This is a genomic window from Desulfobacula sp., assembly GCF_021107415.1.
Map to the genome: position 1 here is coordinate 1 of NZ_JAIOSW010000014.1, position 14,952 is coordinate 14,952.

General features: G+C 36.5%; 17 protein-coding genes. 2 read left to right on the plus strand and 15 right to left on the minus strand.

The window, feature by feature from the left end:
• From xerA to K8S13_RS25515, 10 genes are all read right to left on the minus strand, one after another.
• The coding region (gene xerA, locus K8S13_RS00670; RefSeq protein ID WP_291459674.1) for a site-specific tyrosine recombinase/integron integrase at window positions 1–856 on the minus strand (856 nt) is incomplete at its 3' end.
• A complete protein-coding gene (locus tag K8S13_RS00675; RefSeq protein ID WP_291459675.1) occupies window positions 846–1,457 on the minus strand; it encodes a uracil-DNA glycosylase in 612 nt (203 codons plus the stop codon). The genes xerA and K8S13_RS00675, both read right to left, overlap by 11 nt.
• Before the next feature lie 8 nt (window positions 1,458–1,465).
• Entirely contained in the window at window positions 1,466–2,665 is a 1,200-nt protein-coding gene (coaBC, locus tag K8S13_RS00680; RefSeq protein WP_291459676.1) for a bifunctional phosphopantothenoylcysteine decarboxylase/phosphopantothenate--cysteine ligase CoaBC, read from the minus strand.
• A complete protein-coding gene (locus K8S13_RS00685; protein ID WP_291459677.1) occupies window positions 2,665–3,165 on the minus strand; it encodes a hypothetical protein in 501 nt (166 codons plus the stop codon). Before K8S13_RS00685 ends, coaBC begins: the two co-directional genes overlap by 1 nt.
• Before the next feature lie 122 nt (window positions 3,166–3,287).
• The gene (locus tag K8S13_RS00690) at window positions 3,288–5,012 is read right to left on the minus strand and encodes a hypothetical protein (protein ID WP_291459678.1); all 1,725 of its coding nucleotides are present in this window, start codon (window positions 5,010–5,012) and stop codon (window positions 3,288–3,290) included.
• Window positions 5,012–5,875: a hypothetical protein gene (locus tag K8S13_RS00695; RefSeq protein ID WP_291459679.1), complete on the minus strand. Its 864-nt coding sequence runs from the start codon at window positions 5,873–5,875 to the stop codon at window positions 5,012–5,014. Before K8S13_RS00695 ends, K8S13_RS00690 begins: the two co-directional genes overlap by 1 nt.
• Window positions 5,872–6,687, minus strand: coding sequence for a hypothetical protein (locus K8S13_RS00700; RefSeq protein ID WP_291459680.1), 816 nt, complete (start codon window positions 6,685–6,687; stop codon window positions 5,872–5,874). The genes K8S13_RS00695 and K8S13_RS00700 overlap by 4 nt, the downstream gene beginning before the upstream one ends.
• Before the next feature lie 22 nt (window positions 6,688–6,709).
• Window positions 6,710–7,648 (minus strand): ABC transporter ATP-binding protein, encoded by a 939-nt coding sequence (locus tag K8S13_RS00705; protein WP_291459681.1) that lies wholly within the window; start codon window positions 7,646–7,648, stop codon window positions 6,710–6,712.
• Window positions 7,649–7,757: 109 nt separating this feature from the next.
• Window positions 7,758–8,159 carry a hypothetical protein gene (locus K8S13_RS00710; protein WP_291459682.1) on the minus strand — a complete coding sequence of 134 codons (402 nt, stop codon included), beginning with the start codon at window positions 8,157–8,159 and terminating at the stop codon, window positions 7,758–7,760.
• 49 nt (window positions 8,160–8,208) lie between these two features.
• Entirely contained in the window at window positions 8,209–8,424 is a 216-nt protein-coding gene (locus tag K8S13_RS25515) for a prepilin-type N-terminal cleavage/methylation domain-containing protein (protein ID WP_367172502.1), read from the minus strand.
• 370 nt (window positions 8,425–8,794) lie between these two features.
• On the opposite strand from K8S13_RS25515, the gene K8S13_RS00720 reads away from it, so the two are divergent.
• Together K8S13_RS00720 and K8S13_RS00725 are read left to right on the plus strand one after the other, a co-directional pair.
• Window positions 8,795–9,679 (plus strand): UbiA prenyltransferase family protein, encoded by an 885-nt coding sequence (locus tag K8S13_RS00720; protein ID WP_291459683.1) that lies wholly within the window; start codon window positions 8,795–8,797, stop codon window positions 9,677–9,679.
• A complete protein-coding gene (locus K8S13_RS00725) occupies window positions 9,676–10,758 on the plus strand; it encodes a glycosyltransferase family 9 protein (RefSeq protein ID WP_291459684.1) in 1,083 nt (360 codons plus the stop codon). The genes K8S13_RS00720 and K8S13_RS00725 overlap by 4 nt, the downstream gene beginning before the upstream one ends.
• Here K8S13_RS00725 and K8S13_RS00730 read toward each other — a convergent pair.
• The 5 genes from K8S13_RS00730 to K8S13_RS00750 all read right to left on the minus strand — a co-directional run bounded on the left by K8S13_RS00730 (window position 10,742) and on the right by K8S13_RS00750 (window position 14,864).
• On the minus strand, window positions 10,742–11,419 hold the full coding sequence (locus tag K8S13_RS00730; RefSeq protein WP_291459685.1) for a CDP-alcohol phosphatidyltransferase family protein: 678 nt from the start codon (window positions 11,417–11,419) through the stop codon (window positions 10,742–10,744). The genes K8S13_RS00725 and K8S13_RS00730 overlap by 17 nt on opposite strands.
• 66 nt (window positions 11,420–11,485) lie before the next feature.
• Window positions 11,486–11,884 (minus strand): glycerol-3-phosphate cytidylyltransferase, encoded by a 399-nt coding sequence (tagD, locus tag K8S13_RS00735; RefSeq protein WP_291459686.1) that lies wholly within the window; start codon window positions 11,882–11,884, stop codon window positions 11,486–11,488.
• Window positions 11,881–13,047, minus strand: coding sequence for a Stealth CR1 domain-containing protein (locus K8S13_RS00740; RefSeq protein ID WP_291459687.1), 1,167 nt, complete (start codon window positions 13,045–13,047; stop codon window positions 11,881–11,883). Before K8S13_RS00740 ends, tagD begins: the two co-directional genes overlap by 4 nt.
• Window positions 13,048–13,390: 343 nt before the next feature.
• Window positions 13,391–14,101: an ABC transporter ATP-binding protein gene (locus K8S13_RS00745; protein WP_291459688.1), complete on the minus strand. Its 711-nt coding sequence runs from the start codon at window positions 14,099–14,101 to the stop codon at window positions 13,391–13,393.
• Entirely contained in the window at window positions 14,091–14,864 is a 774-nt protein-coding gene (locus K8S13_RS00750) for an ABC transporter permease (RefSeq protein WP_291459689.1), read from the minus strand. The genes K8S13_RS00745 and K8S13_RS00750 overlap by 11 nt, the downstream gene beginning before the upstream one ends.
• Window positions 14,865–14,952 lie beyond the last annotated feature (88 nt).

Consider the following 14,952-nt stretch of genomic DNA (forward strand, 5'->3'; position numbering starts at 1 on the left):
CCATACTCACATGGGTATAGACCTGGGTGGTGGATAAGCTTACATGCCCCAGGATTTCCTGAATTCCCCTTAAATCCGCACCCGAATCCAGCATATGCGTTGCAAAAGAATGACGCAGCGTATGGGGTGAAACCGGCAGGTTCAGTTGGCAGTCCCTCACTATTTTATCAAGTATCCGCCGGATGGACCTTGCACTTAATCTTGAAAAATTCTTATTCACAAAAACCGGTATAAAACTTTCTTTCAAAGCTGCCCTGTAATTTTTTATGGCATTCAAGGCTCTTTTGCCAACCGGCACAATCCTTTCTTTCGAACCTTTCCCAAAGACTTTAATCATTTGGCTTTTAAAGTCAATATCTTCTATATCCAGGCCTTCCATCTCCGATACACGTATGCCAGTGGAATAAAATGTTTCAAACATGGCAAGATTTCTCTTATCAAACCAGGTCTCAGTCTTGATGGAGTCTAAAAGCCGAAACAGATCATCAATGGTTAAAAATCGGGGTATGTTTTTCTCAAGTTTTGGAAAAGGCACCATGTCTGCCGGATTTACCTTTAGCTGTCCGGATATAACAAGATATTCGAAAAATGCTTTAAGTGATGACAATTTCCTTGATACAGTCCGTTTGGACTTTCCTGATCTCACAAGATGGGCAAGATAACTTCTGACAGCATTTTTATCAAGTGTATTCACATGCTGTAAAAATAATTTTTGACATTTATCATCATCAGCAACATTTTGATCTTTTAGAAAAAACCGAATAAAACCTGAAATATCTGATCGATATGCACGACTTGTGTGGGCAGAGTAACCTTTTTCAGCTAGGAGCGTATCAATAAAAGTATCAAGAACCATCTTTTGACCCTGCCAATTCCATAACAAGTTCCATCACAAGTTTCATATCCTCCCAGACCTGGCGTTTGCATTCAGGTTGTTTTAAAAGCAAAGAAGGATGAAAGGTGGGCATAACCTTAATCCCACGACATTCATGAAATTTTCCCCGAAATTGTTCCAGGGGCTGCTTGATTTTTAGCAGGGATTGACCCGCCTTGGTTCCAAGGGTAATGATAACTTTGGGAGAAACTATTTTTATTTTATTGTAAACAGATCTAAAATCACATGCATTGCAGATGAAAACCGAATCTGAAGTAAGGTTCATGGCCCCAAGAATCTTGATTAAAAGTGCCCCGCTCTCCCCTTTAAAAAAATCTGTTTCACTGTCCAGAATAAAAATATCTGCATTTTCAGGTCCTTGAAAAAAAAAGGGGTCCTGTGCCCGATTTTTGGTTTCCCAATTATTTCCCCAGTTGTTTATTTGGTCTTCAGATTTTTCTGAAATACCAAAAGAAAGATTCCCTATCTGTTGTTGGTAAGATAGATAGTGTGAAAAATCCCTGATAACCTGAATAAGTTCAGTCTTAATTGAGCCCGGGTCGTTTTGAACATCTGCACCCATTTTTAAATCTATCCCATTTTCTCAATAACATAATCAATCAGAATATTGGCAACCTTATTTTTATCCATTAAAGGGATATCAAAAAATGAACCGTCCTTAAAAAAAAGTTTTACCTTGTTTGTATCTGCCTTAAAACCCGAGTCTGAAGATCCCACAATATTGGCAGCAATCATATCAAGATTTTTCTTCTGCATTTTCAATAATGCATTTTTTTCAAGGTCATCTGTTTCTGCCGCAAATCCAACCAGGAATTGATCTTTTGTCTTCTTTCCCCCAATGAGTCTTAAAATATCAAGATTTTCAGTCATTGAAATGGAAAGACCTTTATTATTATCTTTTTTCTTTATTTTACTGGTTTTAGGATCTATGGGTTTGTAATCAGCCACTGCTGCAACCTTGATAATAATATCTGAGTGATCAAGATTGGCAAGCATTTGATCGGCCATCTCTTCACAGGTTTCCACATCAAAGCGCTCAACACCCACAGGTGATTCAAGAGTGACGGGGCCTGATACCAGTGTAACCTGTGCCCCTCTCTTTTCAGCAGCTTTTGCAACAGCATACCCCATTTTACCGGATGAATGATTGCTGACAAATCTGACAGGATCTATGGCTTCAACCGTAGGACCTGCTGAAATAAGGATTTTTTTTCCGCTTAAATCCTTTTTTGTGAGCATGGCCAGTGCCCTGTCAAAAATAAACCAGGGGTCGGGCAGTCTTCCTGCACCCACAGTTTTACAGGCCAAGGCACCTGAATCAGGATCAAGAATATGCCATCCATCCTTTTCAAGAATATCAAGATTTCGCTGCACCCGAATATTCTGGTACATATTCGTGTTCATGGACGGACAGACTATGACAGGACATGTAACAGCAAGCATTGTAGTAGACAATGCATCATCTGCAATACCATGGGCGAATTTGGCAAGGATATTTGCGGTTGCAGGCGCAACAATGACGGCATCAGCCCTTGTTGCAAGATCAATATGCTTTACAGAGGATTCCGTATCAAAAAACAGATCCGATAACACGGGATTCTCAGATAAAACTTCAAATGTTGTCTTACCGACAAACTTTTGCGCACTATCCGTCATAATGACATTTACATTGGCACCGGCCTTTTTCAAGAGCCGCAAAAGCTCCACCGTCTTGTACGCAGCAATCCCCCCTGTAACCCCAAGAAGAATATTTTTATTTTGCAAGTCCATTATTCTAACAAAGTTGACTCGGAAAAGCCTGCTTCTCCTGTAACAGTTGGAGCCACACCAATCTCAACATAGGTATATAACTGTTCATCCCGAATGGTAATTACCGCAGTTCTGGAAATTTTCTGAAATACCATAATAGTCGTACCCGGGGATTTTATCTGACTGATGACATTCCAATTATCTTTCTGCATATTATTGCTGAAAAAATTAAACAAAGACCGTCTTTCCACCCTTCCTTTCAGGGTAAGGATTCCTGAGGTAAACCCGGGTGTTAAAATAACTACGGTTCTGTCCTTTACAATTTTCAATTCCATGGGAATCAATACATCTTCAAAATCATAATAAACCGCCGTGGTTTTTCTGGACTTGGGTTGATCGGCAGAGGACTCTCCTTCCGGATTTTTAGAAAACGTATCACCAAAACATCCGGAAATAAAAAATGCCAACAACACAACTATAACAATATTTACAATAGATTTGATATTACATCTTACTTTCATTTTTCCTCCTAAAAGCCAATGATTTCAATTTGTGTTAAGAATAATATCTTCTAAAACTATTTGTTTGAAATGTCAATTGTGTGATCAACGTAAACTCGGTCAGTATATTTCTTATCCGCGGCCTATTGAGGATTATATTTTTTAAACAGATTTCTGGCTGCCCTGGAATTGGGGAACCGATTTTGCAACAAATGGTAATATCTTTCTTCATTTAATCTATCTTCTGCGCTCTTATATATATTAATTAAATTATACAAATCCACAGGTCTAGGTTTTTTTTCATAAGCCTTTTGATAAATTTGGATTAAAAATTGTCTGATGCTATCATCTTTGGTTTCATCTTCGCTCATAATTTTTTGAATAATTCCTGCAGCACTATATAAATTCCTTCGACTCGAATTTATCTTTAACGCCTGCTTAACATATTCTTCGGCTGTCTTATAGTCTTTTTCTTTAACGGCATGACCCGCCAGGGCAAACAAGGAAAGATCCTTCCATTCATCATCTTTTGCCACTTGAACTGCTTTTTTAAAATATTGTAAACCTTCATCATCTCCAAGAATAGTGCCATATTTATATAGAACCATTCCATTTTCAGGATTTTTTTTATATGTATCTGCCCAAAGCGTAAATCTGTCTTTCCATGTAAACACCCGGTCGATAGTAGCGATGAAAAAAATCATACCCAGAGTACAGACCAGAGGAATCATTATTTTTCTTTTCCCATTGATCCTGTCCAGAACATCTGGAATTAACGCACAGAAAAAAAACGAACACACAGGCACTGCAAGATAAAGATATCTTTCTGCATATTTTGTCCAGGCCACATCAGACAGGGCTATAGGTAAAGCCGGAAAAAATGATAAGACCATTATGAGCACCCAGGCCGGGGAAAAAAACTTTTTCCTGAAAATAAACAAAAGAATAAATCCAGCCAGAATAAAAAATAAAATAGTATAAAAAACCAAATTGATTTCTGAAATCGCAAAATTCAAAGGAAAAGGAACAAATAACTTTTTAATATAAAATGCAATCATGGCAGGAAGAAACTCCAGATTTGAAAAAAAGCTGATTCCTTCCAAATGATTGCCTTTTGAAGAAGACACAATTTCAATTTGAGACTGAACCAGATCAAACCCGGCAAATCTCAAATATAAATAGGAAATAAGCGGCACAGACAATATGCATGCCCATTTTGTTGCTGCCACAACTGATTTTATACCTTTTCCATTTTTGTAATAAAAAAAGAATTCGGAAAGCACAATGATCGGAAGAATGGACAGTGTATTCTCTTTAGAAAGCAGACCCAGAAAAACCATGAAAGCCACAAAGAAATATCTAAAACGAGTCTTTGTAAGATAAAATAAATAGGCCAGAAGAGAGAAAAAAGTACCCAGAATATCAGTTCTGCCGGAAATCCAGGCCACAGATTCAATGGTTAGAGGATGGATAAGAAAAATTAAAGATGCCAGAAAGGCCGTCACTTCAACCCTGGGATGATACCTGAAAAATCTTAATCCTATAAAATAAATTATTATTGCATTAAGTGTATGAAGAATATTATTGGTCAGATGATATCCGGAATATTCCAATGCCCATATCCTGCTGTCAAGAACAAAAGAACAGATCAACAGGGGTCTGTAATATCTCTTTGTTTTACCCGGCCAGAAAATTTTTTTTACGGAATAATCGCGCAAAGGATTGTTCAAATCCGTTATCATCCGGGTATCATCAAGTTCAATGATGTTGGCACTTAACAACGGATAACACATAGTCATTGATATCCCGAAAATCAAAAGAACGGCAAAAACCTTTTTAGTGATGACATCCTGTAACTGGGATAGCATTATTTCTTAAGATTATCTTTTTTAAACAGCATATTGCTGGTTGTGTAGACACGGCCGTTTTGCATAATAATAAACTCACCGCCGTAAGGATCTGCTGGTACTCTTGAAATAAGGCCGGACCGAACCAGATCATCCAGCGTTTTGGGATATGTCCGGTACAGCTCATGAAATTCACTGATTTTTTGTTCAAGATACTCCATGATTTCCAGAGTCTTGATCCTCATTTGAAATTGGTCCCGGGTTGCCCTGTCCTTAGTATCTCCTAACATCACTTTTAAAAACTCAATGCCATCCCGGTGTTTAAAGGTATAAACGGAAAGGCGGGCTGCAAGATTGGCAACGTAACTGGAGCAGCCAGGCCGCCTGGCGGCTTCCATAAGATATTTTCTGCCGTTTTCATTGTCCTTTAAAAAATAAAAATAATTAAATCCAAGATAATAAAATACCCTGTAATTATCCGGAATATATTGAGTGCCTTTTAAAAGAAGCCTGTTTGCATCTTCAAATTTTCTTGCATCCCAGGCCAGGAACACTTCAGCAAAGAGATAGGCATCCCAAAAATACGGATCAAGATCGGTAATAGTATCCAGGGTGGTGACAAGACTTTCCCATTGTGCTTCATCAATCACGTCCTTTTGTGCCACCTTCCCCCCAATAAATGTCATAAACTTGAACAGCAAAAAATCCGATGCAAGGCCTTTAAATTCAAGGGATGTCAGCCCGATGAGTTTTGATGGCAGGGTATGTTCTATAAAACTTGCTGACAGCAAAGATTCCCGCTGTTTTTCCAGCTGCATGGAAAAAAACACAAATATACTTAGAAGAACAAGAAATAAAATGACGGGTTTTAACCGGGTGATCATTTGAGTTCCCGTCTGCTAAAAATCAAAGCAGCAAAAAAAAGCAGAACTATTGAATAACTCAGGCTGTATCCAAGAAGAGCGATGGAATGTTCCCATGAAATCAATTTTCCATGACTTGCAAAGGTCTTAATATCAAAGGCAGACAGATTGGGAAAAACATATTGCAGATAATTAACAAGAAATTCATTGATGGGTGATGAGATCTCATAAATAAGGGCCTCTTTTTTAAAAAAGACCACAACCTCTTCAATACTCTGACCTGTTACATAGACACTAAGGGAAAAAATCAGTGTTAAAAAAGAACTGGTGGTAATAGTGGAAAAAAAAATTACAATGGCATTTAAAAGCACAAACATCATAATTTCATAGGAAAATGCCTGGAAATAGCAGACCCATGAAAAATCCTTGAAAGAATGACCGGGATCTATTCCTTTGATGATAAGAATAATCCCTGTACTGAACAATGCAAGTAAAGACAAGGCAACTATCACAAGCAGAACCAATCCGAAATATTTGCCCACCACATATTCTGTTCTGGATATGGGTTTTGACAGGACGGAATAGATGGTCAGTTTGTCAATATCCTTGGCCATAAGATTGATATTAACAAAAAAGGTCAATAAAAGTCCTGCAAAGGCAATAGTTGAAAGACATAAATCCACCATGACCTTGCCCAGTTCATGACCGAATAGATTGGTCAAAAGAATAGTGGCCAGCAGCATCATTACCGCCAATATGGAAATGCCGTATAAAGCCTTATCTCGAATACCTTCTTTAAATGTTAATATAGCCAGGGCCAGAACGCGTTTCATAAAAGATCAAGCTCCACCTTCATTAAGTATAACAATGTTCTTCAACTTTTTCATCGTCAATGGTATTTAAAAATAACTTTTCCAGTGTATTGGAGGAAATCTCAAGGTTAGATGTTTGAATCCCATATCGGGATGAAATGTTTATTATCTTGTTCAATTGTTTTTGGGAACACGAAATCTTTGTGATCTTATCTTTTTTTATGCAGTTAACACCCAGTGAGGCTATTTCATTGAATGCCTCGATAGAAACTGCCTTTAAGGTAAGTGTCACCTGATTGCCCTTTTCAGTGAGGTCTTGCTTTGTAAGTATTGTTTTTAGTTCTCCGGAATGCATGATGGCTATTCTATCACATAATCGTTCCACATCATTTAAAATGTGAGAACAAAAAAGGATGGTCTTTCCTTCCTGTTTCAAGTTGAGAATCAAATCCACCAAAAGCTTTCTACCCACCGGATCAAGGCCGCTCATGGGTTCATCTAAAATAATCAAATCAGGATCATGAATCAGGGCAAAACAGATCCCGGCCCGCTGAACCATCCCTTTTGAATATCCCCTCAGCTTTCTTTTTCCGGCATGCTCGATATCCATTAACCTCAAGAGCCTTAAAATCTCTTCATCTATATTTTTCTGTGAAAGACCGGAGACTGTGGCACTGAACTTCATTAATTCTATGGCGGAAAGATGTTCATAAAAGCACGGGTTTTCCGGAAGGTATCCAAGACTAATCCTTGCTTCAGGATTGGAGGGTGATTTGCCGAACAAAGTAATGACACCGGAACTTGGTCGAATAAACCCCATAAACATTTTAAGAAGTGTGCTTTTACCCGCCCCGTTGGGTCCGACAATACCAAACACCTCCCCCGGGTTAACTTCAAATGATACATTAGAGACTGCCGTAACATGGCTCTTGCCTAACCCCATATTGAATTTTTTATACACACTATTGCACAAAATGCTCACAGTATTTTATATTCCTTAACTAAGCCATATAAAAATTATAAAGCAGAATCGGAAAAACCGATTCTGCTTTATCTAAAATTATTTTTATGTCATCAATATATCAATCGGATTAATTCCCACCTCTAATACTCCAGCCACCGGCAAGTGTGCTAGGATTGGTGTCGACACCTGTAAGAGTACCTACTGTCCCTGTTAAACGTTGGTAAAGATTATTATCTTCAGAACCAGCACTGCCCCTCATAATGAATTCCAAAGCAATTTCGTCAGTTCCCTTGGTGCTTGCTGTATTTATACACCATTGCTCGCCTTCATTAGCACCAGCATAACCACCCGCAGTAGTCTCCGAAGAATATGAAGCAATTCCGCCTCTTGAAAGATTTATTGCCGCACATCCCGGCAGGCTCAAAACGCCGTTATCGTCAGCATCAATTATAACTGTAGATGCCATGCTTATTGATGTAAATCCAAAGGTTATGAAACATATTGCTGTTATAATAAATATTTTTTTCATTTGATACTCCTTATATTTTTATATAATTATATTTAAATTAAGCTGAAGGCTAAGGATATCTACTATTTTCAGCATAAAAACCACCGACTTCGTTCATGACAATTCGAGCATCACCAATTGATTGGGTATTAAACGACCTTGCGCGATACTTTGTGAACTGGGGCACAGCAATCGCTGCAAGGATACCAATGATTGCAATAACAATCATGAGCTCAATCAAAGTAAAACCTTTCTGATTTCTTCTTTGTTTTAGCCAATTAAACATTTTCCACCTCCATGTTATTTGTTAATATAATTCTTGTTTTAAGACTGTCTTGCAAATCCTATATTTCAAAAACAATGCCAGCCGTATTAAAAATTTTAAAAAACATAGAATACCCTGATATAACAATCTTTTTCATCTCTTTATAAAAAAAATACGGTTTTTGTTTCCACGAAGAACCAACTAAATTACAAACAATTTTTGAAATCTTTTACCAAAAATTGTCATGAGGACAATAAATATCTCTGAGATTATTTTTTTAACAAATGTTTTTAATTTTTTTTATAAATAATGTCTTTTCATCTAAAGATATATGGTGATATATTCCTTTATCTTATTGAAAGCGCTGACAACAACAGGAAACTTTAATAAAATGACCGGGGATAGAACTAACATCATCTTATTTTATAAAAACTATATTAAATTGATACGGCCATACCAGTGGATCAAAAATCTTCTTTTATTTTCCCCCCTGTTTTTTTCCGGCGACCTTGTGAATGAAAGTATTTTTATTACCTGCTTAGGTGCTCTTGTTTTCAGCCTTGTTTCAGGATTGGGATATATTGTTAATGACTGGGTAGACAAAGAAAATGATCAATTTCATCCTGAAAAACAAAACCGCCCCTTTTGTGCCAGGACTGTTTCAGGAAAAAGCGCACTGGTTCTTTCAGCAGGTTTGATTGCCCTTATTATATTAATATCCACATTTTCCCATTTCCCTTCATTGTTCATGATTTATCTTCTGGCCTATTTGCTTCTCACCTTCAGTTATAGTTTATACTTCAAATCTGTTGTTATCCTTGAAATTTTTGTTATTGCTGTCGGTTTTGTATTGCGAGTGCTTGCCGGAGGAGCAGTCTGTAATGTCGCAATATCAAGCTGGCTGTTTTTAACTGTTTTTTTCATTGCCATGATGATTTCCATTGCCAAACGCTTAAACGAACTCAAGCAACTTGGGAAAGATACGGCTCATCTTCATCGAAAAAGTCAGACCGGATATTCTTTGACCTACCTTAACAGCATGCTGTGGGCATGTGGAAGCGTAACCCTGGTTGTTTATGCCCTGTATGCAGTCGAACATGGCAAACTTGTAATTTTCTCCATCATACCGGCAACCTATGGTATTTTCAGATTTATTTATCTGACTGATCTTGGAAAGGGATCTGATCCGATTAAAACCTTGTTTTCAGACAGACAACTCTTATTGACAACGTCAATCTTTTTGCTGTTTTTAACCATTGTTATTTATAGTTCATGATGAGCACCATCAAAACCATAAAACGAATTGATCAAATCATTGGCCCGGTTTTATTAAAATTATTTCCCAAAGCAGTTATGGCCAAATCCAAAACCATTTCGTTAAAAAAAATTCTGATTATACGACCCGGAGGAATGGGGGATGCCCTTTTGCTGCTCCCAATTCTTAAGGAAATCTCCTCCTCATTTCATGTAAGGATTGACATTCTATGTGAACCAAGAAATGAAAGTATATTTAAAAGTGTTACCTTTCTTAATCAGGTATTTTCATATAAAAATTTTAAGTCCATGCTGTATGTTTTCCAAAAACACTATGATGCTGTATTTGATACTGAACAATCACATTTCCTGTCAGCTATTATTGCAAGACTTGTCCGTGCAGATACCAAGGTCGGTTTCAAAACCAAGGGCCGTGAGAAAATGTATAACAAGGCCATAGCATACAGCCATCATATCTATGAAGCAAAGATGTTCTGGGAACTTTTTTCAACCGTATTTAGCCTTGGAAAACCCTTTCATTTTAACTTTCCTTATTTTATTCCTCCAAGACATAATCAGTCCCTGTCATTCAAAGAAGAAAAGGTCATCTGTCTATTCCCGGGAGCAACAATAGATGAACGGCTATGGCCTGAAAAAAGATGGGCCAACGTCATAGACTGGATCGCAAATAAAAATCTTTTACCAATTCTGATTGGTGGGTCAAAGGAATATAACCAATGCAAAAAAATCATGGGGTATTGTAAGACGGACACAGGGATAAATCTATGCTCCAGTCTTTCAATCCTTGACACAGCTACATTGTTTAACCAAACAAAATTATTGATCAGTACGGATTCCGGGATCCTTCATCTGGGAGTATTGTGCAATGTTCCGACGATATCACTTTTTGGTGCCGGGATTGCAGACAAATGGGCTCCCCAGGGCAAACAACATTTTGTCATCAATAAAATGCTGCCCTGTGGCCCATGTACGCTTTATGGCACAACCCCAAAATGTCAAAGAAACAAACAATGCATGATGCAGATTAAAAGTATAGATGTTATTGTCGCAATAAAAAAAATAATTATGGAAAATGTTTGATGTGGCTATGAACTGAAACAAATGTAGAAAAGATACTGTATAGGCAAATCACCAGAAGGAACCAAAAACCGATCTGAAGACCTGCTTTCGGAATTCCGAATAGGACTGAGAAGACAAAGACAAAAGCAGTGTAATCGGGAAAAGAGAAAAAAGATTTGATATTTCTTGAAAACCACCATTGTCTGTATCGGTTAAAAAAATTAAATATTTCTGGAGAGCTGGCAGCATCGAAGTTTTCACGTATGGCAAAACCAGCCAAATAACTCATATAGCACTCTGATATATGCATAAAAATCATCCCGGAATACATAAATGATCCAAACAATCCATGAGAATATGATAATGCTGTCAGAATAAAAATATCTCCCATAAGATCGGCAATATGATCAAGGTAGCGTCCAAGCTCTGTGGTTTGTTTTTTAATCCGTGCCACAGCACCATCTGCACAATCACAAACATATGCAAAAAAATAACTGATTGCACCGATAGCTAACACAGATCGACTTGTACTAAAAAAACAACTTATTGTAATCAGTCTAAAAACTATTGAAGTAAATGTAATCTGATTGGCGGAAACCCCAGTGTTATTGACAATAAAGACGACCAGTTTTCGCGAAAATGGCTGAATAAAAGGAATGGCCCACCATGTCTTTAATGCCATGGCATCATTTGCCTGGGATTCATCAATTTTTGGAAGAGATTTGGTCTGAATAATTTTATTCACAAGCTATTTCCCATTTGTAACTTTATTTTTTATGGCTGTACTAGAGATATCCTGAGTGCGGGGAAGGTACAACACCTTGCAATATTCCTGCAGGGAATCAAATTTTCCCTTCCAGTCATCCCCCATCACAAATATATCCACATTGTGTTGACGAATATCATCTCTTTTCTGCTCCCAGTTCTTTTCAGGAATCACTAAGTCTACATACCGTATTGCTTGGAGAAGTTCTTTTCGAAGTTCATATCCCATAAAGGAACTCTTGTGTTTTTCTGCATTAAACTCATCAGTTGAAAGACCTACTATCAAATAATTCCCAAGTGTCTTTGCACGCTTGAGCAGCCTGATATGACCCACATGCAACAGGTCAAAAGTTCCATATGTTATCACTATTTTTTTTTTCATTTTTCAAACTCGGCTTTATATGGATAAATTTTGTTGAAGAGTATATCCAGTAATTTATCTATTTTGTCAGAGGGAAGATAAGAACTGTCACCTGTATCATTTATGCAAAAAGATTTATATTTACCCGAAAATCTAATATAATTTAAAATTGATAGGAAATGTCTTGACCCGATGTCCGCATAAAGATAGGGAAGTTCGTCCTTTTGTGCTTTCCCTGCCAGAAGAGCATAATGGTGATAAAAAGAAGCTGGCAGAGAATAATCAGATTTGCTTCTAAATTTTGTTGATGAAGTTTTTGTAAACTCGTTGAACTTTGAACAAATCTCTTTTATTAGAGGCTTATTTTGCGGGTATGGCATGTGCTTTAATTTATTTGTAACCTTCACATAAAAATGCGTTTCCAGTAACTTTTGACCATTAATAGCAGCCGTATCCACTGGCAATAAATCAAGGCCGATATTTTCAACAGGTATGCGTTGGGATGAAAAAAAAACTTTTGTGTTGCCATTTGGCAATTCAAAAAAATCACTGGGATTAACCCGCCTTCTTAAAAAAAAATCATCATTCATATATATATAATGATCACTTAACCCCATTATTCTATGAAGATGCATTTCAATGGCATGGGAGTTAAATGTTGGCAAATGGGTTAAATCATCAAATATATCCGTGTGATCTACGATAATTATTTTTTTATTTTTTATATCAAGCCATTTGGGAATCTGCCCATCGGTAACAATAAATATTTTTCGAATAAACGGGGCATAATATTCCACACTTCTAAGGCTGAAAAGTAATTCATCTCTATTTTTAAAACGAGACGAAGAAAAGGAAGTGACGTGGTGAGAATTGTCATTTGATAATAATCTAAGGCATGCTTCTTTCTTCTCAAGCCATTCAGGATCACTATCATCAACCCAGGTATAAACCATGTCAATATCAAACTGACATTCATCAACCTCAGTATTCTTGTTATTATCCAAAACCCAAACTTTATTAATATATCCATATCGTTTTCTTGCAAGTTTATTTTCCGGAATAAAGTATGAACCATTATCCTTAACCGATAGTATTTGTATGGGAAAATCATTTTCCCACAACACACATCCCCAGCCTTTAGAAAGCCTTAGCCGTATAAAAATACCTGATTTGTTAATACGCACGCAACACTTATAAAATAGATATTGTATCTGCAAAAAATCTATAAAGTTTAATTTTCCCACAACCAGAATTATATTGTCATGTTTATAAATATAATGGTGTGCATTTCGATTCGTTTGGAAATAGCATAGGCACTTATCAATCAGGCCATCCCGAATTTTATAAATTTCATTGAATTCATTAATATTATTATAACTGAGGCCTAAACTATTATACAAAACACTCCATAATTTGAGAAGAGCTCCTCTTATCATAAGGAAAAGATAAATATAGGCTTTTTTTTCCAATCCTACACTGATTAATAAATTGACCTGATCAACAATATTTTTAAAAAATTTACTCATATTAATTATTTTGAGTAGTACCTTTACAGATATAAATAATTCGATCAGTCATATCAGTTAATGTTTTTTTATCATGGGATACAATTAAAAGTGTTTTGCTTGCATCAGACAATTCTTTAATAGATTCCAAAGATTTTTTTTTAAAATTCTCATCACCCACAGCAAGTATCTCATCAAACAGGAAGATATCAGCATCACTATGAATGGCCACTGAAAATCCCAAGCGCAGTCTCATGCCGGATGAATATTTTTTTACGGGTGTTAAAATAAAATCGCTCAGTTCAGAATATTCAACGATTTGATCCATTTTTGCTCTTATTTCACCAATGGTCATGCCGAGAATGGCACCATTCATATATATATTTTCAAGGCCGTTCAGATCAGGATGAAACCCTGCACCCAGCTCAATTAGAGGAGCGGTGCGACCATGAACATTAATATTACCGCTTGTAGGTGATATAACATTTGCAATCAGCTTCAAAAGAGTACTCTTTCCTGACCCGTTGGGTCCATAAAGCCCAATACTTTCACCTTTTTTTATAGAAAATGAAATTGAGTCCAGAGCCCAGAATTCATCTTTTCTCAAGATTTTTTTTTCTTTTTTTGGAAAAAAATAATCCATGATATTTTCCCGTAATGTGCCATATTGTTTTGAGCTTTTTGAGAATTTTTTACTCACATTATTAAAGCTTATGGCTATATCAGATGACATCTGCAAAAGACCTTTCCAGATAAATAAAACACCTATAACAGAAAATAAAAAAACAAACGATAAATACAGTTTCAATGGAAAACTGCCAGATCACAACCCCTCTTCCCTCTATTAACACTCTTCTAAGATTTTCAACAATATATGTCAGGGGGTTTAAAAAAAGTATCAATTTGATTTTTATCGGCAGAGGATCAATTGAGTAAAAAACCGGCGTTGCAAAAAACCACAGCCTTAATAAAAAACCAGAAGCCAATTTTACATCCCTGTAATATACGTTTATCATAGCAAGCATCAGCCCCATAGCTGCTGTAAATAACAATAATAAAAAAAATAATGGGATGGCCCACAACATGTTAAGGGATAAAGGTATTTTGTAAACCATCAGTAATATGGCAAGCAGGGAAAGAGAAACCATAAAATCGGCTAAAAACACCATAACTCTTGAAAAAATGATCAATTCCCTTGGAAAATAAATCTTTGTAATTAAATTTCTATGGGCAATCAAAGAAGTGATGGAAGCAGAGATGGATGAAGAAAAAAAAGTCCATGGAACAAGTCCTGAATAATAAAATAATACCTTTGGATGTCCATTGGTTTCAATATTCAAGATAACACCAAAAACAAGGACAAAAAGAAACATCATGCTCAAAGGTTGAATCAGTGCCCATAGCACACCTATGGTAGTCTGTTTATACCTGATCAATAGCTCCCGCCAGATAAAAATAAAAAATAAATCTTTATAGCTGTATAAACGATCAAACATTTTTGTGCCTATAGCCAACATTTTGTTTCTCTATTTTATTTTTTAAAAACAAACCCTTTCAAACCCAAGGGATATAATAAAATTTTTC

What these genes read in the sequence shown, in the direction of transcription:
- K8S13_RS25515 (WP_367172502.1), bottom strand. Translation starts at nt 8,424, where the DNA reads ATGTTTAATTGGCTAAAACAAAGAAGAAATCAGAAAGGTTTTACTTTG.
- K8S13_RS00675 (WP_291459675.1), bottom strand. Translation starts at nt 1,457, where the DNA reads ATGGGTGCAGATGTTCAAAACGACCCGGGCTCAATTAAGACTGAACTT.
- coaBC (WP_291459676.1), bottom strand. Translation starts at nt 2,665, where the DNA reads ATGGACTTGCAAAATAAAAATATTCTTCTTGGGGTTACAGGGGGGATT.
- K8S13_RS00710 (WP_291459682.1), bottom strand. Translation starts at nt 8,159, where the DNA reads ATGAAAAAAATATTTATTATAACAGCAATATGTTTCATAACCTTTGGA.
- K8S13_RS00700 (WP_291459680.1), bottom strand. Translation starts at nt 6,687, where the DNA reads ATGAAACGCGTTCTGGCCCTGGCTATATTAACATTTAAAGAAGGTATT.
- K8S13_RS00750 (WP_291459689.1), bottom strand. Translation starts at nt 14,864, where the DNA reads ATGTTTGATCGTTTATACAGCTATAAAGATTTATTTTTTATTTTTATC.
- K8S13_RS00690 (WP_291459678.1), bottom strand. Translation starts at nt 5,012, where the DNA reads ATGCTATCCCAGTTACAGGATGTCATCACTAAAAAGGTTTTTGCCGTT.
- K8S13_RS00695 (WP_291459679.1), bottom strand. Translation starts at nt 5,875, where the DNA reads ATGATCACCCGGTTAAAACCCGTCATTTTATTTCTTGTTCTTCTAAGT.
- K8S13_RS00720 (WP_291459683.1), top strand. Translation starts at nt 8,795, where the DNA reads ATGACCGGGGATAGAACTAACATCATCTTATTTTATAAAAACTATATT.
- K8S13_RS00745 (WP_291459688.1), bottom strand. Translation starts at nt 14,101, where the DNA reads ATGTCATCTGATATAGCCATAAGCTTTAATAATGTGAGTAAAAAATTC.
- tagD (WP_291459686.1), bottom strand. Translation starts at nt 11,884, where the DNA reads ATGAAAAAAAAAATAGTGATAACATATGGAACTTTTGACCTGTTGCAT.
- K8S13_RS00685 (WP_291459677.1), bottom strand. Translation starts at nt 3,165, where the DNA reads ATGAAAGTAAGATGTAATATCAAATCTATTGTAAATATTGTTATAGTT.
- K8S13_RS00725 (WP_291459684.1), top strand. Translation starts at nt 9,676, where the DNA reads ATGATGAGCACCATCAAAACCATAAAACGAATTGATCAAATCATTGGC.
- K8S13_RS00730 (WP_291459685.1), bottom strand. Translation starts at nt 11,419, where the DNA reads ATGGCATTAAAGACATGGTGGGCCATTCCTTTTATTCAGCCATTTTCG.